This window comes from Providencia sp. PROV182, assembly GCF_028480325.1.
GTDB lineage: Bacteria > Pseudomonadota > Gammaproteobacteria > Enterobacterales > Enterobacteriaceae > Providencia > Providencia hangzhouensis.
In genome coordinates this window covers 155,780-178,530 of the sequence record NZ_JAMPOL010000013.1, presented here as the reverse complement: position 1 = coordinate 178,530, position 22,751 = coordinate 155,780, and the positions used below count along the sequence as shown (strand labels likewise).

General features: G+C 40.4%; 19 protein-coding genes. 10 read left to right on the top strand and 9 right to left on the bottom strand.

What is annotated here, in order from left to right; genetic code table 11:
- Positions 1-207 precede the first annotated feature (207 nt).
- Both nagK and PR834_RS12490 read right to left on the bottom strand, forming a co-directional pair.
- Positions 208-1,119 (bottom strand): N-acetylglucosamine kinase, encoded by a 912-nt coding sequence (gene nagK, locus PR834_RS12495; RefSeq protein ID WP_094962017.1) that lies wholly within the window; start codon positions 1,117-1,119, stop codon positions 208-210.
- Positions 1,120-1,416: 297 nt separating this feature from the next.
- Positions 1,417-2,610, bottom strand: a complete 1,194-nt coding sequence (locus PR834_RS12490) for an SGNH/GDSL hydrolase family protein (RefSeq protein ID WP_262961030.1) — start codon at positions 2,608-2,610, stop codon at positions 1,417-1,419.
- A gap of 223 nt (positions 2,611-2,833) precedes the next feature.
- On the opposite strand from PR834_RS12490, the gene PR834_RS12485 reads away from it, so the two are divergent.
- The 3 genes from PR834_RS12485 (at position 2,834) to asd (ending at position 4,679) form a co-directional block, all read left to right on the top strand.
- Complete coding sequence (locus tag PR834_RS12485) at positions 2,834-3,094, top strand: type B 50S ribosomal protein L31 (protein WP_004906261.1); 261 nt, start codon at positions 2,834-2,836, stop codon at positions 3,092-3,094.
- Positions 3,095-3,096: 2 nt separating this feature from the next.
- Positions 3,097-3,237 carry a type B 50S ribosomal protein L36 gene (gene ykgO, locus PR834_RS12480; RefSeq protein ID WP_004906260.1) on the top strand — a complete coding sequence of 47 codons (141 nt, stop codon included), beginning with the start codon at positions 3,097-3,099 and terminating at the stop codon, positions 3,235-3,237.
- Between the two features lie 335 nt (positions 3,238-3,572).
- On the top strand, positions 3,573-4,679 hold the full coding sequence (gene asd, locus PR834_RS12475; RefSeq protein ID WP_004906258.1) for an aspartate-semialdehyde dehydrogenase: 1,107 nt from the start codon (positions 3,573-3,575) through the stop codon (positions 4,677-4,679).
- A 70-nt stretch (positions 4,680-4,749) separates the two neighbouring features.
- Here asd and PR834_RS12470 read toward each other — a convergent pair whose 3' ends face one another.
- From PR834_RS12470 to dnaA, 7 genes are all read right to left on the bottom strand, one after another.
- Positions 4,750-5,097 carry a DUF1622 domain-containing protein gene (locus tag PR834_RS12470; RefSeq protein ID WP_140172680.1) on the bottom strand — a complete coding sequence of 116 codons (348 nt, stop codon included), beginning with the start codon at positions 5,095-5,097 and terminating at the stop codon, positions 4,750-4,752.
- A gap of 69 nt (positions 5,098-5,166) precedes the next feature.
- Positions 5,167-6,750, bottom strand: coding sequence for a phosphoethanolamine transferase (locus PR834_RS12465; protein WP_110592765.1), 1,584 nt, complete (start codon positions 6,748-6,750; stop codon positions 5,167-5,169).
- A gap of 210 nt (positions 6,751-6,960) precedes the next feature.
- Positions 6,961-9,858, bottom strand: coding sequence for an autotransporter domain-containing protein (locus PR834_RS12460; protein ID WP_272536684.1), 2,898 nt, complete (start codon positions 9,856-9,858; stop codon positions 6,961-6,963).
- Positions 9,859-10,156: 298 nt separating this feature from the next.
- A complete protein-coding gene (gene gyrB / locus PR834_RS12455) occupies positions 10,157-12,571 on the bottom strand; it encodes a DNA topoisomerase (ATP-hydrolyzing) subunit B (RefSeq protein ID WP_004906247.1) in 2,415 nt (804 codons plus the stop codon).
- Between the two features lie 18 nt (positions 12,572-12,589).
- On the bottom strand, positions 12,590-13,684 hold the full coding sequence (recF, locus tag PR834_RS12450) for a DNA replication/repair protein RecF (protein ID WP_096863652.1): 1,095 nt from the start codon (positions 13,682-13,684) through the stop codon (positions 12,590-12,592).
- Positions 13,685-13,693: 9 nt separating this feature from the next.
- Positions 13,694-14,794 carry a DNA polymerase III subunit beta gene (dnaN, locus tag PR834_RS12445; RefSeq protein WP_004906243.1) on the bottom strand — a complete coding sequence of 367 codons (1,101 nt, stop codon included), beginning with the start codon at positions 14,792-14,794 and terminating at the stop codon, positions 13,694-13,696.
- Between the two features lie 5 nt (positions 14,795-14,799).
- Positions 14,800-16,191 (bottom strand): chromosomal replication initiator protein DnaA, encoded by a 1,392-nt coding sequence (gene dnaA, locus PR834_RS12440; protein ID WP_004906241.1) that lies wholly within the window; start codon positions 16,189-16,191, stop codon positions 14,800-14,802.
- Positions 16,192-16,976: 785 nt separating this feature from the next.
- On the opposite strand from dnaA, the gene rpmH reads away from it, so the two are divergent.
- From rpmH to PR834_RS12405, 7 genes are all read left to right on the top strand, one after another.
- Positions 16,977-17,120, top strand: a complete 144-nt coding sequence (rpmH, locus tag PR834_RS12435; protein ID WP_004906236.1) for a 50S ribosomal protein L34 — start codon at positions 16,977-16,979, stop codon at positions 17,118-17,120.
- A gap of 21 nt (positions 17,121-17,141) precedes the next feature.
- The gene (rnpA, locus tag PR834_RS12430) at positions 17,142-17,501 is read left to right on the top strand and encodes a ribonuclease P protein component (RefSeq protein ID WP_004906229.1); all 360 of its coding nucleotides are present in this window, start codon (positions 17,142-17,144) and stop codon (positions 17,499-17,501) included.
- Positions 17,465-17,725 (top strand): membrane protein insertion efficiency factor YidD, encoded by a 261-nt coding sequence (gene yidD, locus PR834_RS12425; RefSeq protein ID WP_036959180.1) that lies wholly within the window; start codon positions 17,465-17,467, stop codon positions 17,723-17,725. The genes rnpA and yidD overlap by 37 nt, the downstream gene beginning before the upstream one ends.
- Before the next feature lie 2 nt (positions 17,726-17,727).
- The gene (gene yidC, locus PR834_RS12420) at positions 17,728-19,377 is read left to right on the top strand and encodes a membrane protein insertase YidC (protein WP_004906225.1); all 1,650 of its coding nucleotides are present in this window, start codon (positions 17,728-17,730) and stop codon (positions 19,375-19,377) included.
- A 100-nt stretch (positions 19,378-19,477) separates the two neighbouring features.
- Complete coding sequence (gene mnmE / locus PR834_RS12415; protein WP_004906223.1) at positions 19,478-20,842, top strand: tRNA uridine-5-carboxymethylaminomethyl(34) synthesis GTPase MnmE; 1,365 nt, start codon at positions 19,478-19,480, stop codon at positions 20,840-20,842.
- Between the two features lie 322 nt (positions 20,843-21,164).
- Positions 21,165-21,422 carry a helix-turn-helix domain-containing protein gene (locus tag PR834_RS12410; RefSeq protein ID WP_036959176.1) on the top strand — a complete coding sequence of 86 codons (258 nt, stop codon included), beginning with the start codon at positions 21,165-21,167 and terminating at the stop codon, positions 21,420-21,422.
- Positions 21,422-22,741 (top strand): type II toxin-antitoxin system HipA family toxin, encoded by a 1,320-nt coding sequence (locus PR834_RS12405; protein WP_094961980.1) that lies wholly within the window; start codon positions 21,422-21,424, stop codon positions 22,739-22,741. Before PR834_RS12410 ends, PR834_RS12405 begins: the two co-directional genes overlap by 1 nt.
- Positions 22,742-22,751 lie beyond the last annotated feature (10 nt).

The following is a 22,751-nucleotide window of genomic DNA, read 5'->3' as shown; positions in this document are numbered from 1 at the left end:
TTATTTGGTGAAGTTATTCCTAAAGTCTTATTGATAATAACAGGGCATTGATAGGAGAGAATTTTACCATTAATCGTTAAGTTGATGATAATCATTCTCAAACAAAGAATGGGGGTTTAAAGTACAAAATGGGGAGAATAGAGTTGATTAAGGTGATAAATTTGCGCTTCACTGTTTAAAGCATCTATGAAGCGCAAAAAAGTAAGATTAGTCTATCAAGTTCAGGAATGCCGCACCTCGTGCACCTCCAGAGTCACCATAACGTGCTTTTTCAATTGCAGGTAGTGTTGCGATGCCATAAAGGTATTGTGGAAGCACTTCTGGTAGTTGTTTATAGATTTCTTCAAACTGTGACAAACCTCCGCCAATAACCACTAAATCGGGGTCAAAAACAGTGACAATTTGCCCCATAAACATCGCAAGTAATGACATATAGCGGTTAACATGTTCTTTTGCTTGAATATCACCTTGTTTATATTGTTCGATAATTTCGATAGCGGAACGTTTTTCATTGGTGAATGAGGAATAAATACGCTCAAAGCCTGGGCCTGATAGGTAGGTTTCAAAACAAGCAGTTTGGCCACAGCCGCAAGTTATTTCAGGAACTTTTTCCCCTAACAGCTTGGCTCCACGAACGCTGAGGTTCATATGGCCAATTTCTCCAGCGATTCCATTTTTACCGGATAAAACTTTGCCATTTATAATAAACCCACCGCCCACACCAGTCCCTAAAATTAAACCAAGGACGGTAGGGTAGCGTTTGAAATCAGGGTCCCAAGCTTCTGATAATGCAAAGCAATTTGCATCATTTTCCACTTTTACTGGGCGTTGTAATATATTAGCAAGATCATGAATTAAAGGTTTGTATTGTGCAGTAGGGACATTGGTTGTAAATACGGTTCCTTCAGCATGGTTTACGATACCGGGGACGCCAACACCAACTTTTCCTTGGCAATTAAATTTTTCATCTGCTTCGAGTGTGAGTTCGAGAAACGTATTTAAGAGCGTTTGGTAGTCATCTTTGGGGGTAGGAACACGCTTTTGCCAGACCTGATTTAATTCGTTGTCAAAGACGGCAAGCTCAATTTTTGTCCCGCCCATGTCAAAGCCGTAATACATTTTCATCATCCTTTAGTTATTTATGTATCATGTATCTATATGATAAATAATAAATGAAAGTGCTAATTAACCTGATTATACAAAAGTTATTTGATGAAAGAATTATTGATTTAATATTTATTTTTATATTCACATGAAGCTAGCCACAGACAGCTGACAAACATGCAATGCTTGGAGGCAAGTCAAATAAGTTATTGATTTTCTCATGATAAAACAAAGTGAGAAAATCACGCTTTTATCTCGCATTATCAATCAAAGTTAGCAGATACCTACTAGCCTTGATTGATAAATAAAACATTATTTTTTGTTGTTTAGTGGGTTGTACTTTTCTAAGATAAAATTATGCAATTCCATTGCAATAATGTTATGGACTTCCTGAGTAGGATGAACATCATCGATAAAAACATAATGGGGGTCAATTTCTAATGGGGCGGTATTATCACGGCGAATATAACCATTAGTAAAAGCTTTTTCTATATTATATGCTCCCGGTGAGTTTTTATTTATGTCGCCAACTACACTCGTTATCTTTTTCATTACGTTATTAATATTAAAGTAATTAATATTAATATTTTTGTTTAATTTCAATTGGTTAATTATAGTCTGAAGCTTATTATTATGCTCTATGCTGAGATTTTGTATTTTTCGTTGTTTTTTCGGTGATCTGGTTTTTATTGCAGGGGTTTGGGATAGATCAGGAAGCCCCATCACTAGAATATTTTTCGCACCATTTTTGATCATTTTTTTGATTATTTTTTCTTGACTAGAGATAACAACATTGACATTTTTTTTCGAAAAGGTCATATAGTCATTGGCACCAAGAAAAATAATATTTAAACTTTTGTCATCAAACTTAAGGTGTCTTGTTTGTTTTTCGATATTTGAAAGTATGGCAAATTGAGGGTGAAGTGTGGACTTAAAATAAGGTGCACAAGTTGAGCCACCTTCCGACTTATTCATGAGTGTAACTTTACCTTTACCGGAATGGCTTAGCATCGTATTTGGCATGGTGAGAAACTCAGGCCATGTAAAACCATTAGTGAACCGTCCATCATAGTATTGGTTAGCATTAGTGAGTAATCCACACGACTTTTTATGCATCCTTCCTTCAGAGTCAGATAAGCTGTCACCAATAACTGTGACACTATCAAAATAGGTTATCGGTTCTTTTTTCCCTATATTAAATTTATTTGAATAAGCAGTAGCTAATTGGAATTGATCTCCAGGAATTCTTTTTTCTGTATGTTTGCCCAAAAGTGAGCCATCTACATCATCGCTGGAGGGGGACGTCATTATATGAAATGAAGACGCCCCTTTGGTTCTGCCGTCATTAGGTAGTACAGAAATGTTGTTACCAATATTATTGGGAGTGCTCTGTAGCGGAGCATTTTTAATCGATATTATTTTTTCCAAGGCTAGGTTGGTATCGGGTACTGTTGAATTCGGTCTGTGTGTAATTGCACACTGAGTTCTATCGGGTATCGATGTCATAGGAGTCCTTATTGATTGGGATACTTCTCGATAAAACTATCAATCAACAGACAAACACAGTATCAAATAAAGATTATCTATAATGACATGACTAATAACTAAGAGATTAATGCATATAAAACAATTACTTGATTGATAATCATTATTATTGTCGACAAAGTTATTGCATCGCTTTTTAAAAAAATGTATTGTTATATTATAACATTACATTTAGGTGGTTATTATGAAACAGGGGATCCATCCACAATACCGCACCGTGGTTTTCCATGACACAAGTGCAGACGCCTATTTTAAAGTAGGTTCAACAATAAAAACTGAAAAAACAATCGAGTATGAGGGTGAAATATTTCCATATGTCACGCTTGATGTCTCTTCTCAGTCACATCCGTTTTATACCGGTAAACAGAAAATGATTTCTCAGGAAGGTAAAACGGCACAGTTCCAGAAACGCTTTGGTCGTTTTTTACAGTCAGAGGGTAAATAAAGATGAAAGTACTGAGTTCATTAAAAACGGCAAAAACCCGTCATCCAGATTGCCAAATTGTTCGCCGTCGTGGGCGGGTGTATGTCATTTGTAAAACAAACCCGCGCTTTAAAGCGGTTCAAGGCTGTAAGAAAAAACGTTAACTATTGAATTTAAATATAATTATAAAATTTCCTGTATCGCTTTATATTCTATTTGCTTAGCCATTGCAGATTATTGCTCTCTGCCGTGGCTTTTTTTATTTGTTTTTTTGTCCACTGATTCCCTCGATTATTAGCATGATTACTAATCTTCTTATTATTAGTGATGAAATTCACTTGCACATAGATGCATATTTTGTCAGGTTTAATACATCCGAAAAATTTCTAGCTTCAATTTTTGTGAATACTGAATGAATGATAACAATGACGGTATTTACTTTGTGGAGTCGAAACTAGAAATTTCTTGGTAAAAATTTAAACGAACAGGGTGAGTAAAAATGAAAAATGTAGGGTTTGTTGGCTGGCGAGGAATGGTCGGCTCAGTATTGATGCAGAGAATGGTAGAAGAACGTGATTTTGATGCGATTCATCCTGTTTTCTTTACCACATCACAACATGGTGCCGAAGCACCTGTTTACGGTGGTCATCGTGGTGTTTTACAGGATGCCTTTGATATTGATGCATTAAAAGCGCTGGATATTATTATTAGCTGCCAAGGTGGTGATTACACTAATGAAGTTTATCCTAAACTTCGTGAGTCTGGTTGGAATGGTTACTGGATTGATGCGGCGTCTTCATTACGTATGAAAGATGACGCGATCATTATTCTTGACCCAGTGAATAACCAACATATCCAAGATGGGTTAAATAAAGGCATTAAGACCTTTGTTGGTGGTAACTGTACGGTAAGCCTGATGTTGATGTCTTTAGGTGGGTTGTTCACTAATAATTTAGTGGAATGGGCATCTGTTGCAACTTATCAAGCGGCATCAGGGGCAGGGGCTCGTAATATGCGTGAGCTTCTGGCACAAATGGGGTCTTTACATACTCAGGTCGCTAAAGAACTCCAAGACCCAGCTTCTGCTATTTTAGATATTGAGAAAAAAGTCACAGATTTCACTCGTAGTGGCACAATGCCAACGGATGCGTTCGGTGTACCATTAGCGGGCAGCCTGATCCCATGGATTGATAAAGCATTAGAAAACGGTCAAAGCCGTGAAGAATGGAAAGGCCAAGCGGAAACGAACAAAATTCTTGCAACAGGTAATAACATTATTCCAGTTGATGGTTTATGTGTACGTATTGGTGCGCTGCGCTGTCATAGCCAAGCTTTCACATTGAAGCTGAAAAAAGATGTTCCGTTGAATGAAGTTGAGCAATTGCTTGCATCACATAATGATTGGGTGAAAGTGGTTCCTAATGACCGCGAAATCACTATGCGTGAGTTAACTCCAGCGGCAGTCACTGGTACGCTTAGCACCCCTGTTGGTCGCTTGCGTAAACTGAATATGGGCCCTGAATACTTATCTGCCTTTACGGTTGGTGACCAATTATTGTGGGGAGCCGCCGAGCCTCTTCGCCGTATGCTAAGAATTTTATTATAAGCGCGGCACAGCGATAAGTCGTATTCGATAAACCTGCATAATTCAATATGCAGGTTTTTTTGTACCTAAATTACTGACGATCAGGTTCATTCTGCGGTGGCTGGTGTTCTAACTCTTTTGCCAAGAAGTAGTTCAAGAATGTTCGGATCACGGCAATAATACCTAATTTGATGAGGCTATCTAAATCAGGGTCGACGGTCGTTGCTAAAATATCCGCAGCGAGTTGGAACTCCAATGCAGTCGCTAACCAATCACCAAAACAATAGCGAGCGGTACGTGCTTTTTGGGTTTTCATCCACACGATTAGGGTCTTGATTAACCCAATCACCACGCAGATGACTGAAATTGCTTCTAAAAGTAACTGGAGTACGTGAACACTAGACACCAGTAATTCACGTAAAAAAACTAAATCGAACATTAAAACCTCGATAGGTAAGCAGGATTCATATTTGTTAACTATGGGCAAATATTCGCAAAATATCGAGTTTTATTGTGGATCTATCGTCTCAGAAGGTAATTGGCTAATGGATAAAATATTTCGATTGCCATCGATTACCTGAATATTTTTATTGGGTTGATAACATTCACGTAAAGGTGATAAGCAAGCTTGCTGTGAACCTTGTTGTATATTAAGCCAATCACTGATTAGCCAATAATTATTCGCAGTAGAATAGGGAGACTGTAAATTTTCTGGGCTGATACTTGGTTTACTGGCGCTTTGACTGTACCAAATCAGCAAGGGGATTTCATAGGCTTCTTTTCTTGGGTTGTTAACGCCATGGTGGTAGTGAATATTGTTATCGCTGTCTAGGCGTTGTAATGCGTGGTCTGAATAGTACATCAAAGTCGCAGGTTTCCCTTCGAGTTGTTGCATTAGGCTTTCGATAAATTTATCGGTATAAGCAATTGAACTGTCATAGCAATCGTCATCGTCTTGGCCACTAAATGTTTTTAGCTCATCTTCAGGAAAGCGGTTACAGGCAGGTTCATGGCTGCCATAAGTATGTAACACAATGAGTTTTTTCTTATCAGTAGGGTCATTGATCGCGTTATTGAAGTCATCTTGCAGCTCTTCATCGTAGCCGACAAATTCGTTCCACGTTTTCTTTTGTGACATAGAAGCAATAGCAGAAATGATACTGGTACGTTTATTGGTTTTTCCCTGGTTGCTGACCCAATAGGTTTTAAAGCCCGCATGATTGGCTAATGAAATGATATTGTCCGAATAGTGTGATTTATCCTGCATTTGCTCAAAGCGAATATTAGACAGTGAAATAGGGACTGACAAGATAGTCACAGGTGCAGGGGAATAAGCTTGTTGAAACGCCAATATTTGTGATTTGCGCTTATTTAAGTTAGGCGTTGTATCATACTGATAGCCGTAAAAACCCATATGATCACGGCGCAATGACTCACCAATGACAAGCACATAGATTTCAGTTTCAGACGCTTTTTTCTGGTAGTTAAATGCGACCTTTTGTGATGATATTTTTTTTATGCCTCTGTTTTCATATAAATTTTTGACTAAAGCCGCCGCATTGTAGAAAGGGGTATTTAAGAAGTATTTTTCTGTGATCAATAACGCGCTATCAGGCTTGCTTAGTAATGAGGCGTAATAGGTTGGAATAGCTAATAGATAGCCACAAAGTAGAGCCATACTTGTCGTTGTTATACGACGATTCATGTATTTTGCACATTGATGAATACATGCTAAATAAGCAGAAAAAACAAATAAATAAAAAATAACATAACCAATGTTATAGGAAAGCATTCCTACGGTTTCACTGCTATTGGTATTGATAAAAGTTTCTGCAATCGAAGAAGAAAAGCGGATATCGTGTTTTTGATAAAAGAAGAATGAAACAGATAAATTGAGAGCCCACAGGAGTGAAACAAACACAGTGAAAATTTTGCCAAGCAAAAAGCGATAAATACCGGCACATAACAGTATTATCAGCGCTCCTGAAATGACGATGGCAATGTCAGCCATAATGCTGGCATCTCCACTGAAAAATACAGGGGTGATAGATATCAATAATGCATAAATTGAAATAATAAGTTGGCGTATCATAGTGTTATTTTACGTATTTTTGACCTTACCTGAGGTTATAGAGACAATTAAAAAATAGTTAATTAACATCTAATTAACTTAGGGCGTTGTTTGTTTATAACATAAAAAAAGATAAGATAATCAAAATAGTGGCGTAAAAAACTGTAAAATCTCGTGATGTTTAGTCATGACCTGCCCCCCACAAGTTGCGAGGGGAGGTAAAGTATTGAGTTAGAAAGTTACCGCAATTTTGGCATCAATATTGTTATCGTGATAATTTTTTGATAAAAATTTATTATAATTAATTGATAGCTTAGTATTTTCTTTTATATTGATATCGGTACCGACTTTTAATGCGACACCATGGCGTGATGCAGGAACACTATGTGTTGTAAATGAGCTCGCGGTATCGGTAAAATTCAATTTTAGTCCTCTATTTAAATTCCCGTATTGATATTGCCAGTTAAGCTCACCGTGTAAACCGATATTTGATGTTTTACTCAATTTCCATTGGTTATCAAGGCGTAGCCCAAGGGTTGATAACACCGTATTGATGCGCTGTTTACGTGCCTGTAGTGATGTGCTGTTGATGTTCTCATTAATAGCATGATTCATTGCGCTGATATAAGTGAGATTGGTAAATGGCTCAATATTTATCCCTTTTGAGTTAATTGGATAGGCCAGCTCCATAAATGCTTGATGTGTATTGGTATAATAGCTCGATGAGTGACTTGTACCATCACTGATTGAGCGTTCGGTATGAATGAGATGTGAAGTGTGACCGAGCCCTGCACGAACCGCGATAGGTTGCCATAAAGCGCTACCATAAATGGCGGCATGGTAGTTATTACTGTTAGCGTGGTCAAAGTGGTTAGATAAGTCACTTTGGCTAAAACCTGCGGCGATACCTAATGTCATTTTTTCATTAATAAAACGTCGATTTGCCCCAAGCAATAAACCATAATTTGATGATTTATACCCAGTGGCATTGTTATCGTCGGTCGTTTTATCCCAATCATAGAGCATTTTGACCCACACATTGCTTTTGTTTTCGCTACCCCATGATTCAGATAAGCGAGCTTGCTCAAGTAGTGTTTCTTTAATCTGACGGCTATTATTTATTTGATTGGATAATACGTCAGCGTATATTTGGCCTGTGACATTGCTAAATATCGTTTGAGCTTGTTGTTTTGTTTGGCTTTTCAACGTTTGTTCATAAAGCGCATGGTGCGTAGGAAGTGTTTCAATGGCTTCAGCCACTGCGATTTGGTTTTGTGTTGCTGCCGTGCTGGAAAATGCCGTGTTATTACGCCCTATTTTAAGTGTGACTTCTTTGGGGGAGTAATTTAGCGTCGTTCCAATAAACTGGTAATTAGGTACAACGGCATCAAATTGGCCATCAATCCCTTTTTGAGCAGTTAATATCGTATATTGTGTATCAAATAGTTGGTTGATATCTTGCTTAGAAAGCGGGCTATTTTGATTTTCAAGAGTGACACTGACGGTCCCTCCCTTTAATGAAGCTGAGCCTTGGCTGATGATCTTATCGTTTTTACCTGCTGGATTGATTTCAACCAAATAATGGCTATCTGGTGCAAAACTCACGGAATCAACAATATTAATTGTGCCAACTGAATGGCCTGGTGCAACAACAGCGCCTTGGTTGGCGGTTAATTGATGAATGCTTCCATTGCCCGTTAGTAAACCGTGGTGGTTAATATTAACGGAAGCTCCGATTTTGCCGTTATCTAGGACCAGCGCGCCTTTATTAATATCTAATGAAGAGTTTAAGGTTTTTTTCAGGGTGACGATTCCGCCATTAATATAGGATTTTTGCGAGTATTTATTTTCACCCGTTAAGACTAAATGGCCTTGGTTTACTGTAAAGCCTGCGAAGGTATTGTTACCAGATAATACTAATGTTCCTTGGCCCTGTTTCGTTAACTTTCCTGTGCCTTGTATATTGTTTGTCCATTCATCTAACTTTCCAAAATTAGCAATATCAAAGTCATTAGTGTTTTGGTTGACGATAAAGTTTTCATATAAATAAGCGGGGCCATGATAAGCCGTAGGTAGGTTAATTAATCCCCAATAAGAGTTCGGATCATTTTCTTTGATATTCCAACCCGCAATTGACTGGCTTGGATATGCCGTGCTGGCTAAAATATTATTCCATTGTGCATTATTCAAGTAAGGGAAACGTAATCGAAGTAAATAACCCGCCGTTTTAGGGATATTTTTAGGGGCGATCATTGGTGTATCTTGTATTTCTTTTTTTCCATAATAACCAATGCGGTCATTGGTAATAGGGGAAGAAACGGTTAGGCAATTTTGTATGTTATTTGAACATGATGATGAAATGTCATTACGAATATTTTTTGCCGATTCAACAATGAATTTGGTGTTTTTTTCATCGGATAGTAGCTGTGATAATAAATAATAATTACCTACACGGGAAGCGATGGTATCGGTGGCGAAGTGTGCGCCAACAATCACGCGGCTTTCACCGTATTCAATCGCTCGGTTGAACGTTTCACTGCCTTTTTCAGGGAAAATCATCGCTAATACGGCAGCTTGTTTAAAACCATTCCATGTATGGCCACTAGGGTAAGATGAGCCCTGTATTTGTGAGTAGCCCGCAATATAATGGCCTTCATCATTCAACACTTGATAAGGGCGACCGCGTTTAAAATGGTCTTTAAGAATAAAATCGACTGACCGAGTACGCTGCTTTTTTTCATCATAAGCACGAGTACTTGTGTCATGTAATAAATTGATTTCTTTGTATTGGCTATGGTTTCTTAGGTTAATATCATGTTCGCCAAACAGGATGGTTTGATAACTATTAAATAAATAACCTGAGTTTTGGGATTTATCCGCGAGTGCTAAATTTTTCCTTTCACCTGTAATATTGATGTATTCGTTACTAATCAGCCTATCTTGCTCAGCAACTTCGCTACCTTCTTTAGGTGTATCATTAATAATATTGTGCTTTATATCTTCAAGCCATGCATTTCTTGTATCGATAATATTTTTCTCTAATTCTAAAAGATTCGTTTTTGCTGTTAGAGTATTGGTGAATATGAATGGCAATAAGGTCATTGATGCTGAAATAAAAATTTTTCTCATTATAACTCCGCCGATGCTATTGGTAAAAACTTCATTTGGCGGAGTTTATTTATAATATATTTATCTTTTATGACAGTTTTAAAAATAAAAAACCGTTATTAATTAAAGTGATAAGTTTTATTTTTAATTGTTTTGTTTTTTACGAAGAGGCTTTTTATTGATTGGTTTTGTTTTTTTATTATTTTATTATTGGTTGGATTAAATGGTAAAAATAAAATAATAGCTATAAAAAAAATCATAAAAAATAACCCCAAACTTTCGTATGGGGTTATTGAATAACGTTTAATTAGCAGAATAGTTAAATATCAATATTTGCTGCTTTTAATGCATTCTCTTCGATAAATGCACGGCGCGGCTCAACAGCATCACCCATTAATGTGGTGAATAGTAAGTCGGTTGCAATTGCATCTTTCACCGTTACACGCATCATACGGCGCGTCTCAGGGTTCATGGTGGTTTCCCAAAGTTGCTCAGGGTTCATTTCACCAAGACCTTTATAACGCTGTACGTATAGGCCGCGACGTGACTCACGTGTTAACCAAGCCAAAGCTTCTTCGAAGTTACTGATATCTTGACGGCGTTCACCACGCTTGATGTAAGCACCTTCTTCAATTAAGCCACTGATTAAGTCACCTAAATGAGTGATACGGCGGTATTCACTGCCATGAACAAAATCAAAATCGAGATTATAGTCGGTATCAACACCATGGGTGCGAATACGAATAGTTGGTTCGAATAATTGACGTTCACGGTTTTCGTTAATGGTATAACTATATGTGCTACCGAATTGCTCGTTATCTTCTAAGCGCTTAACCAGAGTTTTAGCCCATTCTTCCACTTTTTCGCTGACTTTTAAATCATCTTCAGTCAAGGTTGACTGATAAACCAAGCTGTTAAGTAGGGCTTGAGGGTAAAGGCGCTCAAGACGACGAATAATACGGTGTGCGGCATTATATTCGACAACCAGTTTTTCCAGTTCTTCGCCTTTCATTGCTGGAGCTTCGGCACTTAAATGAAGTTCAGCACCATCAAGTGCGATAGAAATCAGGTAATCGTCCATCGCATCGTCATCTTTAATGTATTGCTCTTGTTTACCACGTTTCACTTTATACAGTGGTGGTTGAGCGATAAAGATATGACCACGTTCAACAATTTCAGGCATTTGGCGGTAGAAGAAGGTCAACAGTAACGTACGAATGTGCGAACCATCGACGTCCGCATCCGTCATGATAATGATGCTGTGATAACGCAGTTTGTCTGGGTTATATTCATCGCGACCAATACCACAACCTAATGCCGTAATCAGGGTTGCAACCTCTTGTGAAGAAAGCATTTTATCGAAACGCGCTTTCTCTACGTTTAGAATTTTACCTTTCAGTGGCAAAATGGCTTGGTTCTTACGGTTACGGCCTTGTTTTGCAGAGCCGCCCGCGGAGTCCCCTTCCACAAGGTACAGTTCAGATAGCGCAGGGTCACGTTCTTGGCAGTCAGCCAGTTTACCTGGCAAGCCAGCTAAGTCTAACGCGCCTTTACGGCGAGTCATTTCGCGGGCTTTACGTGCTGCTTCACGTGCGCGTGCTGCATCGATGATTTTACCCACAACGATTTTCGCGTCGTTTGGGTTTTCCAGTAAATACTCAACTAATTTCTCATTCATCATCGTTTCAACCGCAGTTTTCACTTCGGAAGAGACTAATTTTTCTTTGGTTTGTGATGAGAATTTAGGGTCTGGAACTTTCACTGAAATAACGGCAATCAGGCCTTCACGTGCATCGTCACCAGTTGCGTTGACTTTGCTTTTCTTCTGGTAGCCTTCTTTTTCCATGTAGTTATTCAATGTACGCGTCATTGCTGCACGGAAACCAGCGAGGTGAGTTCCCCCATCACGCTGAGGAATGTTATTGGTGAAGCAGTATACGTTTTCTTGGAAACCATCATTCCACTGCATTGAAACTTCGACGCCAATACCGTCTTTTTCAGTTGAAAAATAAAAGACAGAAGGGTGGATAGGGGTTTTGTTACGGCTTAAATACTCAACAAAGGCTTTAATACCGCCTTCATAATGGAAATGGTCTTCTTTGCCATCGCGTTTATCGACGAGCTTAATAGAAACACCTGAGTTTAGGAACGATAACTCACGTAAGCGTTTTGCTAAGACGTCGTATTCAAATTCAGTCACACCTTTGAAGGTGTCCATGCTTGGCCAAAAACGAACGCGTGTTCCTGTTTGGTCGGTTTCGCCGACTACAGTCAGAGGCCCTTGAGGCTCACCGTGTTTGTAGATTTGCTCATGAACTTTGCCATCACGGCGGATAACTAATTCTAATTTTTCAGATAAGGCGTTAACAACGGAAACCCCAACACCGTGCAAACCGCCGGAGACTTTATAGGAGTTGTCATCAAATTTTCCGCCAGCGTGCAGAACGGTCATGATAACCTCTGCGGCGGAGACGCCTTCTTCTTCGTGGATACCTGTAGGGATACCACGTCCATCATCCTGTACGGAGATAGAGTTATCGGCATGGATAGTGATCACGATATCATCACAAAAGCCTGCGAGGGCTTCGTCGATAGCGTTGTCGACAACCTCGAAAACCATGTGATGAAGACCTGTTCCATCGTCTGTATCACCGATATACATGCCCGGGCGCTTACGCACCGCATCCAGTCCTTTTAATACCTTGATACTTGAGGAGTCATATGTATTCGACATCAACGTTTCCTGCTCTTTCTATTCCTGAGGTTGAACTTCTATTTTGCCATGTTCTACACTAAACATCTTGCTATTTGCATCTATCATATCATTAACTTGCTCAGGTGTAATGGCACTGACAAACACTTGCGCTTGTGTAGCTTTGAGGCGGGCTGCCAGCAATTGGCGACGGCCTGCATCAAGTTCAGAAGCAAAATCATCCAGTAGATACAGGCATCGTTGCCCGCTCTGATGGGTGAAAAATTCACCCTGCGCTAACCTTAATGCACACATAAGTAGCTTCAATTGCCCCCGCGAAAGCATATCTTCAACAGGGGTTCCATTTGCTCGTATACGCAAATCCGCTTTATGTGGCCCTGAAGCGGTATAGGTTAGCGCTCTATCACGCTCAAATTGGCGCTCTAATTGTTCTGAATAATCAATTTCTTTATCCCAACCACGTTGGAAGGATACCGAGAGTGAAAATTCGGGTAAAAATTGTTGGCAAGTTTGCTCAATATTTTCGGCAATACCTGCAATATAGTCATGGCGCCATTGGCTTATTTGCTCAGAAAGCGGTGCCAGTTGTTTATCCCAATGACGAATTTGCTCATAACGGGTAACTTGTCGTAAAGCGGCATTACGTTGCTTTAATAACCGTTTTAAATCTGACCATACTGAAAAAAACAGTGGGTCATTGTGAAAACAACCCCAATCAATAAAAGCCCGTCGATATTTAGGGCCACCGTTTAGCAAGGTAAACCCTTCTGGGGTAATCAATTGCATTGGCAATAATTTTGCTAGTTCTGCAATTTTATGGCCATCAGTACCGTCTATTCGAACTTTACTGTCACCATCACGGTTTTTGCTTAAACCTAATGAAAGGTCTTTTCGCTGTTCATCTAAATGGCTAAGTTTACCATGAAGAATGAATTGTTCTTGCTCATGACGAATAACCCGGTTCGCTTGAATGCTGCGAAATGCACGACCATGACCGAGTGTATATATGGCTTCCAATATGCTAGTTTTTCCGCTCCCATTGGGGCCAATTAAAAAATTGAACCCATTAGCAAGGGAGAGATCCGCGTTTTCAATATTTCGAAAATCACGGATCAATAAACGCGAAAGGATCATAAATACCGATTACAAGCGCATTGGCATGACAACATACACGGCTGCTTTACTATCAGCGTCTTCAATCTGCACACTGGAAACGGCGTCGGTTAACAGAAGTTGCACATTTTCACTTTTTAGCGCATTTAAGACATCTAAGATGTAGCTGACGTTAAAGCCAATTTCCATCTCAGTACCTTGGTAGCTTACATCAACAATTTCTTCAGCTTCTTCTTGCTCTGGGTTATTGGCAGTGATGCGTAATTGGTTTTCACTGAAATACAGACGGACACCACGGAATTTTTCATTCGATAAAATAGCCGCGCGCGAAAATGCTTGTTTAAGTAAATCACAGCGTGCTTCTAAGGTTTTATCTGGGTTTTTTGGTAGTACTCGGCGGTAATCAGGAAAACGGCCATCAACCAATTTAGAGGTAAAGATAAAGTCCCCCACGTGAGCGCGAATATTATTACTGCCGATTTGCAGTTGTAGAGGGGTGTCACCACCATCTAACAAACGCATTAGCTCAATAACCCCTTTACGAGGTACTATCACTGAATGAGAGGGTAGCGATTGGCCAATATCCATCGCACACACGGCAAGCCTGTGCCCATCGGTTGAAACGGTTCTGAGCATTTGATCTTCGGTTTCAAATAGCATGCCGTTGAGGTAATAGCGGACATCTTGGTGCGCCATTGAAAACTGAGTGGCTTCAATTAAACGTTTCAGTATTGATTGCGGAAGAGAAAATTCCACTTCGCTTTGCCAGTCATCCAAGTTTGGAAAGTCAGCGGCCGGCAATGTGGATAATGAAAAGCGGCTACGCCCAGAACGGACGAGCAGTCTGTCATCATTCAGCTCTACATGAATTTCAGAACCTTCAGGTAACCCACGCCAGATATCAAAAAACTTGCGTGCGGGCACGGTCGTTGCGCCAATTTCATGTTCCCCAGTTAGGGCAACATTGGCCATCATCTCCATTTCAAGGTCGGTTCCAGTGAGTTGGAGGGTGCCTTCTTTTACCTGTAATAAAAGGTTACCTAAAATAGGCAGAGTTGGACGCCCACCTAAAGGACCACTAACCTGTTGTAACGGTTTTAATAACTGCTCGCGTTCTATTGTAAATTTCATAGCAATTAAGATGATAATGTTCTGATTAAATTAGAAAAATCTTCTTTGATGTCATGGCTTTCTTCCCGTAATTGTTCAATTTTACGACAAGCATGTAACACCGTGGTATGGTCACGGCCGCCAAAGGCATCCCCGATTTCAGGTAAACTATGGTTAGTCAGCTCTTTCGCCAGTGCCATTGCCATTTGACGCGGACGTGCGACAGAACGGGAACGGCGTTTAGACAGTAAATCTGCTACTTTAATTTTATAATATTCAGCAACTGTTTTTTGAATATTATCAATAGTTACCAGTTTTTCTTGTAGTGCTAATAGGTCACGCAGTGCTTCTCTGACAAAATCGATAGTAATCGCGCGACCAGTAAAGTTTGCGTTGGCAATGACACGATTTAACGCCCCTTCTAACTCACGAACGTTCGAACGAAGGCGCTTGGCGATGAAAAAGGCCACTTCACCCGGAAGTTGAATCTCATTTTCATCTGCTTTTTTCATTAAAATCGCCACGCGAGTCTCTAACTCAGGAGGCTCGATTGCCACGGTTAAACCCCAGCCAAAACGCGATTTTAAGCGATCTTCCACACCGTTAATTTCTTTTGGGTAACGGTCGGAGGTCAAAATAATTTGTTGATTACCTTCAAGTAGCGCATTAAAAGTATGGAAAAACTCTTCTTGCGAGCGCTCTTTGTTAGCAAAAAACTGGATATCGTCAATAAGCAATGCATCTACAGAACGGTAATAACGTTTAAATTCTTCAATTGCGTTGTTCTGTAGAGCTTTGACCATATCTTGAACAAAACGTTCTGAATGCATATAAACCACGCGAGCGTTGGCTTTATGCTGCATAATACTATTGCCGACAGCATGTAATAAGTGGGTTTTACCTAAACCAGTCCCACCATAAAGAAATAATGGGTTGTAGGCCCCACCTGGATTTTCTGCCACTTGCCTCGCTGCGGCGCGAGCCAATTGATTCGATTTACCTTCAACAAAGTTATCAAAAGTGTGCTTAGGGTTTACATTTGAACGATAAGCAACTTCTGGTTGTACTTTGGCTGAGTTGTCCCAACTCGGTTTAATTGGGGCTGACGGAACGGCAAACGCAGGTACTTGTTGAGCAGTACGAGCTTGTGTTGCTGCCGGTGCGACTGTAATCGGTTTGTTGCCTACCTCAAAGTGTAGTGCAGGCGCGTCAGTTCCACAAAAGTCATTCAATAATTCATTGATATTATTGATGTACTTGTCTCTAACCCAGTCGAGAACGAAACGATTTGGGGCATAAAGTGCCAGTGTATTGTCGTTTAATTCAGCTTGAAGGGGGCGTATCCACATACTGAATTCTGTGGCAGGTAGTTCATCCTGCAATCGGGCAAGACATTGCTGCCAAAGCGAAAGTGACACGTTGGACTCCCCTAAACAAGGTCAATGGAACAAGAAGTACGGATGTAAACAAAGAAATTTCTCGGGCTTACTTTTAATCGCATGTAGTTTAATAGCATGTAGTAGCATGACCCAAAAATGTTTTAGATTAACTCTTACTTACTGCATATTGCCGATCGTTAGATCAGAAATAGACCTGCGATCATACCGCAAAATTAGTCAGAGATCTCCATTCTTTTACACAGTTTTTATGCTTTTTATCCACAGGTAAATGTGATAAGGCATCCGTTATAAAGAAGAAATAGACCGGGTTATCTTAATTTGCTGTCATTTTTCCACATGCTGGGGATAACTTTAGACGATTTACGGTAAATATTCTGTATGATCAAAAAATATTTTTAGATCTCTTGAAGATCCTTGCGCTTTGGGGCGGAGTCCGTATAATCTTCCTCCCTGTGTACAGTACTGATGTGATTTTTACACGAAACTGAGGTAAACTTGTTGGGCTATATCGCTCTATTTTAACGTTAATGTTAGGCAGGGCGGGGGCAAAAGCAGGTTTTCAGCCAGTATGCGGATGTAATCATTCGTCGGCTGTCACAACATATGTCGGCAAACCGGTCAGCCAGGCTATAAATAAAAGTGGTTTGATTGCGTCATTTCATTGACGTGACCCCCTATGTTTTATTACAATCCTGCCTCTTTCTATATTGTTGCGATAGAGGCACAGGTGTAAATCAGTTTCCACTGGTTGCCAACGCGTTTACTGAATCAGTAATAAATTTAAAAGTTAGGTAGAAATCGTTATGAAACGCACTTTTCAACCGTCCGTACTGAAGCGCAACCGTTCACACGGTTTCCGTGCTCGTATGGCCACTAAAAATGGTCGTCAGGTTCTGGCTCGCCGTCGTGCTAAAGGCCGCGCTCGTCTGACCGTTTCATCTAAGTAATAAAGCTAGCCCTCTATTCAAGTGGTTACGCTCGCTTTTACCCGGGAGTTACGTTTGTTAACTCCCAGGCATTTCGATAATGTCTTTAAGCAGCCGCAGAGGGCGAGTTCCCCAGAGATAACAATCCTTGGTCGCCTAAACGAGCTGGGGCATCCCCGCATCGGTCTTACCATCGCCAAAAAAAATGTTAAACGAGCTCATGAGCGAAATCGTATTAAACGGTTAGCGCGTGAATATTTTCGTCTGCATCAACATGAGTTGCCTTCAATGGATTTTGTGGTATTGGTAAGGAAAGGGGTCGCTAATCTGGACAATCAACAGATCACGGAAGCATTGGATAAGTTATGGCGTCGTCACCGTCGCTTGGCTCAAAAATCCTGATCATGCTGATTAGAGGCTACCAACTGGCAATTAGCCCGTTGTTAGGGCCTCGTTGTCGCTTCAATCCTACTTGTTCAAATTACGGAATTGAGGCATTGCGCAGGTTTGGTATGCTAAAAGGGAGTTGGTTAACGGCGAAACGCGTATTAAAATGCCACCCTTTACACGCTGGTGGAGATGATCCTGTCCCACCTAGAAAAACTGATGATAATAGAGAATTATAACGATGGATTCGCAACGCAATCTTCTACTCATCGCTTTGTTGTTCGTGTCGTTCTTAGTTTGGCAGGCCTGGGAGAGCGATAAAGTTGCTCAGGACGTTAAAACTGTTCAAACTTCGCAACAAGCGGATATGCCAAGCAGTGATGCTCAAGCCGTAACTGGCAGTGGGCAAGGTAAGCTCATCACAGTCAAGACTGATGTACTGGATATTCGCATCAATACTCGTGGTGGTGATATCGATGAGGCTGACCTGTTAGCCTATCCTGCGACCCTTCATTCGGAAAGCCCTTTCCGTTTACTGGAAACTAACCCAGGTTTTGTCTACCAGGCACAAAGTGGTTTGATTGGTCTTCATGGCCCAGACAACCCAGCAAATAATAATGGCGAACGTCCGCTGTATAGCGCAGATTCTACAACTTTCACATTAGAGAAAGGCCAAGACGTCTTGCGCGTACCAATGACATTTACTGATAACAACGGTGTTGTGTATCAGAAAACGTACATTGTAAAACGTGGCCAATATACTGTTGAAGTTGAATACAGTATTCAAAACCCAACAGCTCAACCACTGAGCCTCGCTTTCTTCGGTCAGTTAAAACAAACTATCGAGTTACCAAAAGAGCGTGATACCGGTAGCAGTAACTTTGCTCTGCATACTTATCGTGGTGCGGCGTATTCTTCTGATGAAAACAACTATAAAAAATATAGCTTTGGTGACATCGAAGATAAAAACCTCGACTTGACCACTAAAGGTGGCTGGGTGGCAATGTTGCAACAATATTTTGCAACGGCGTGGATCCCTGCAAGTGCAGAAAAGAGCACTTTCTATACCATCGACCTAGATAAAAAGTCTGCCATCATTGGTTATAAGAGTGAACCAATGACTATCGCAGCTAATGGTGCAGGTACTTATTCATCAACATTATGGGTTGGTCCTGAAATTCAGTCTGAAATGGCCGCAGTTGCACCACATTTAGACTTAACCGTTGATTATGGTTGGTTATGGTTTATCTCTCAGCCACTGTTTAAACTGCTGAAATTCATTCACGGTTTTGTGGGTAACTGGGGTATTGCCATCATCGTTATTACCTTTATCGTTCGTGGTATTATGTACCCGCTGACTAAAGCACAGTACACCTCGATGGCGAAAATGCGTTTACTGCAACCAAAACTGGCTGCAATGCGTGAGCGTATTGGTGATGACAAACAACGTATGAGCCAAGAAATGATGGCGATGTATAAAGCAGAAAAAGTAAACCCACTGGGTGGCTGTTTACCTCTGCTGATTCAAATGCCTATCTTCCTTGCACTTTACTATATGTTGATGGGTTCTGTTGAACTGCGCCACGCACCGTTCTTTGGTTGGATTCAAGACTTGTCTGCACAAGACCCGTACTACATCCTGCCTGTATTGATGGGTGTGACAATGTTTGTGATTCAGAAAATGTCACCGACCGCTGTGACTGATCCAATGCAGCAGAAGATTATGACGTACATGCCAGTCGTGTTCACTATCTTCTTCCTGTGGTTCCCATCAGGTCTGGTTCTGTATTATATCGTGAGTAACTTAGTAACCATCATCCAGCAACAAGTGATTTACCGTGGTCTGGAAAAACGTGGTCTGCATAGTCGCGATAAGAAAGAAAAGAAATAAATTGAATTTTAGGTGAGCCTTCTGCTCAGCTATCGATATAATATTAAGGCGGCCATTTAATGACCGCCTTAATTTTTTATAGGAATGACAGAGAAACATCATGCAAATCAACGATACTATCGTCGCACAGGCAACACCTCCCGGTCGTGGTGGTGTCGGTATTTTACGTGTATCTGGCCCGAAAGCGGCACAAGTTGCTGAAATCGTGCTAGGAAAACTCCCTAAACCACGTTATGCGGACTACCTGCCATTTCGTGATGAGGAAGGCTCTGTTCTTGACCAAGGTATTGCGCTTTACTTCCCTGGGCCAAATTCATTTACGGGAGAAGATGTCCTTGAGCTACAAGGACACGGTGGCCCTGTTATTCTTGATTTATTGTTAAGAAGAATATTAACGATTGATGGCATTCGTATTGCGAATCCAGGTGAGTTTTCTGAACGTGCATTTTTAAATGATAAGCTCGATTTAGCGCAAGCTGAGGCGATTGCTGACTTGATTGATGCGAGTTCAGAGCAAGCGGCACGTTCAGCGATGAATTCGTTACAAGGGGCTTTTTCTTCCCATATTCACCAATTGGTGGAAGCACTCACTCACTTGCGCATCTATGTGGAAGCCGCTATCGATTTCCCAGATGAAGAAATTGATTTCCTGTCTGACGGTAAAATTGAAGCTAAACTCAACGAAGTCGTGGCAGATTTAGAACAAGTTCGCTCCCAAGCACGCCAAGGCAGTTTATTGCGTGAAGGCATGAAGGTGGTTATTGCTGGGCGCCCAAATGCAGGAAAATCGAGCTTGCTAAATGCATTGGCGGGCCGTGAAGCTGCGATTGTGACGGATATTGCGGGAACGACGCGTGATGTGTTACGTGAACATATTCATATTGATGGTATGCCATTGCATATCATTGATACCGCAGGCTTACGTGAAGCCAGTGATGAAGTGGAACGAATTGGTATTGAGCGTGCTTGGAAAGAAATCGAACAAGCGGACCATGTGCTGTTTATGGTAGATAGCACCACAACCAATGCTACAGAGCCGCAAGAGATTTGGCCTGAATTTATGGCGCGTTTACCTGATGAACTTCCGGTCACCGTCATTCGTAATAAAGCAGATATGACAGGCGAACCGGTTGAGTTTATTGATAATACTCGTTATCCGTTAATTCGTTTGTCCGCACGCGAAGAAAAAGGCATTGATTTGTTGCGCGATCACCTAAAAGAAGCCATTGGCTTTAACAGTAATACAGAAGGTGGTTTCCTTGCTCGTAGTCGTCATTTACAAGCACTGAATGCAGCAGCCGTTCACCTTGAACAGGGCTATGACCAGTTAGTGAATGCTCGCTCCGGTGAGTTACTGGCGGAGGAATTACGTTTAGCTCAGCAGGAACTTAGCGAAATCACTGGTGAATTTACTTCTGATGATTTATTAGGCCGTATTTTCTCAAGTTTTTGTATTGGGAAGTGATACGGTATCATCTATCGTCTATAACCTACACGGTATTACGTGTAGGTTTGCTTTATCGGTACTCCCCTCCATTTTTCCTGTCTTAATTCTCTATTAAGTTCTAGCAACCAAGTAATATATAAGCTTTACCTTGCTAAGGTATGGCACTGGCTGTTTTGTGGGCCATACTTATTAATATATTTTTCACACGCTGTAGCGTGTAATTTATGGTTTACCTCCTATAGCGTGTAATCTTGATATTACCGGCTATAGCGTGTAATATAATGTTTACCGGTTATAGCGTGTAAATATTGTTAGGGTGAAAAATAAGGTAGGTTTTAAAATGAAAGTGACGAATACCCGACAACTTAGTGCTTATATGAAGGATGTCAGAGAGACGAAAAAGTTATCTCAAAGCAAAGTCGCTAGTAAAGTAGGTATTCGGCAAGATACTGTTTCTAGCTTTGAACTCTCTCCTGACTCTACCAAATTAGAAACCTTTTTTAAGATTTTATCTGCCCTCAATTTAGAACTCGATATTAAACCGCGAAATGAAAGTGGCTCATCAAATTCAGACTCCGGATGGAAGGAGGAGTGGTGATGGCGACTTTGCATGTATACATGAATGGTTACTTGGTTGGGGATTTGATTCGTTCAAGTACTGGTGCTCACCAATTTACATATAATAGTCACTGGTTGGAAACATCAGGTGCTCGACCTATTTCTTTATCAATGCCACTTAGGCACCAAGAATATCGAGGAGACGAAGTTTATAATTTTTTTGATAATCTCCTACCGGACAATATTGAGATACGAAATCGAATTGTTAGTCGTTATCAAGCGGATTCAAATCAACCTTTCGATTTATTATCTAAGATTGGTCAGGATAGTGTGGGGGCTTTACAACTCATTCTAGATGGGCAAAGAGTCAGTAATATCAGAAAAATTGAATATAAACCCTTATCTAATAAGCAACTAGAAAAAATATTAACAGGGTATAAAGCGAATGCTCCTTTAGGCATGATTGAAGATGAAGATGACTTTAGGATCTCACTTGCGGGCGCTCAAGAGAAAACCGCATTACTCTATTTAGATGGGCATTGGTGCTTACCTCAGAATGCGACTCCAACTACCCATATTATTAAACTTCCCATTGGTAAAATAGAAAGCCATTCTTATTCGATAGATATGTCGGATAGTGTAGAAAATGAGTATTTATGTTTATTGATAGCAAAAGAGTTTGGCCTAGATGTGCCTCGTAGCTTTATTTTAAATGTAGGTGAAATAAAGGCGTTAGCGGTTGAACGTTTTGACCGTAAATATTCTTCTGATTCCTCGTGGATTATGCGTTTACCACAAGAAGATTTTTGTCAAACATTGAATATTTCACCGGCAAGAAAATATCAAAATCATGGTGGACCGGGTATTTCTGAAATTATGAATTACTTATTAGGTTCAATAAATGCGGAGAAAGATAGATATCAGTTTATGAAGAGCCAGGTTTTGTTTTGGTTACTTGCAGCGACGGATGGCCATGCTAAAAATTTTTCATTATTTATTGAACCTGAAGGCCGTTATCAGTTAACACCTTTTTACGATATTTTGTCCATGTATCCTAGTTATGGGGGGAGGGGAATTAACCCTAGAGATGCCAAATTGGCTATGGGGCTGAAGGGAACAAGGGGGATGAAATACAATATAGAGCAAATTTTCCCAAGACATTTTTTTTCAACGGCCAAAGCCGTTGGATTTGATCGTGCTGAGATGGAAAAAATCTTAATTGAATTTGGTGAGCAAATGGAAAGTGTTATTAAGAAAGTGAGAGAACAATTACCCACAGATTTCCCTGAGCATATCGCAGACTCAATTCTATCCGGATTACATCACAAAGCAGCGAGATTAAATAAAGGCTGGGACTAATTATGCCCCT

Bases quoted from the DNA above. Each gene is read 5' to 3' on its own strand.
- nagK (WP_094962017.1), bottom strand. From the start codon at position 1,119: ATGTATTACGGCTTTGACATGGGCGGGACAAAAATTGAGCTTGCCGTC.
- PR834_RS12490 (WP_262961030.1), bottom strand. From the start codon at position 2,610: ATGACATCGATACCCGATAGAACTCAGTGTGCAATTACACACAGACCG.
- PR834_RS12485 (WP_004906261.1), top strand. From the start codon at position 2,834: ATGAAACAGGGGATCCATCCACAATACCGCACCGTGGTTTTCCATGAC.
- ykgO (WP_004906260.1), top strand. From the start codon at position 3,097: ATGAAAGTACTGAGTTCATTAAAAACGGCAAAAACCCGTCATCCAGAT.
- asd (WP_004906258.1), top strand. From the start codon at position 3,573: ATGAAAAATGTAGGGTTTGTTGGCTGGCGAGGAATGGTCGGCTCAGTA.
- PR834_RS12470 (WP_140172680.1), bottom strand. From the start codon at position 5,097: ATGTTCGATTTAGTTTTTTTACGTGAATTACTGGTGTCTAGTGTTCAC.
- PR834_RS12465 (WP_110592765.1), bottom strand. From the start codon at position 6,750: ATGATACGCCAACTTATTATTTCAATTTATGCATTATTGATATCTATC.
- PR834_RS12460 (WP_272536684.1), bottom strand. From the start codon at position 9,858: ATGAGAAAAATTTTTATTTCAGCATCAATGACCTTATTGCCATTCATA.
- gyrB (WP_004906247.1), bottom strand. From the start codon at position 12,571: ATGTCGAATACATATGACTCCTCAAGTATCAAGGTATTAAAAGGACTG.
- recF (WP_096863652.1), bottom strand. From the start codon at position 13,684: ATGATCCTTTCGCGTTTATTGATCCGTGATTTTCGAAATATTGAAAAC.
- dnaN (WP_004906243.1), bottom strand. From the start codon at position 14,794: ATGAAATTTACAATAGAACGCGAGCAGTTATTAAAACCGTTACAACAG.
- rpmH (WP_004906236.1), top strand. From the start codon at position 16,977: ATGAAACGCACTTTTCAACCGTCCGTACTGAAGCGCAACCGTTCACAC.
- yidD (WP_036959180.1), top strand. From the start codon at position 17,465: ATGGCGTCGTCACCGTCGCTTGGCTCAAAAATCCTGATCATGCTGATT.
- yidC (WP_004906225.1), top strand. From the start codon at position 17,728: ATGGATTCGCAACGCAATCTTCTACTCATCGCTTTGTTGTTCGTGTCG.
- mnmE (WP_004906223.1), top strand. From the start codon at position 19,478: ATGCAAATCAACGATACTATCGTCGCACAGGCAACACCTCCCGGTCGT.
- PR834_RS12410 (WP_036959176.1), top strand. From the start codon at position 21,165: ATGAAAGTGACGAATACCCGACAACTTAGTGCTTATATGAAGGATGTC.
- PR834_RS12405 (WP_094961980.1), top strand. From the start codon at position 21,422: ATGGCGACTTTGCATGTATACATGAATGGTTACTTGGTTGGGGATTTG.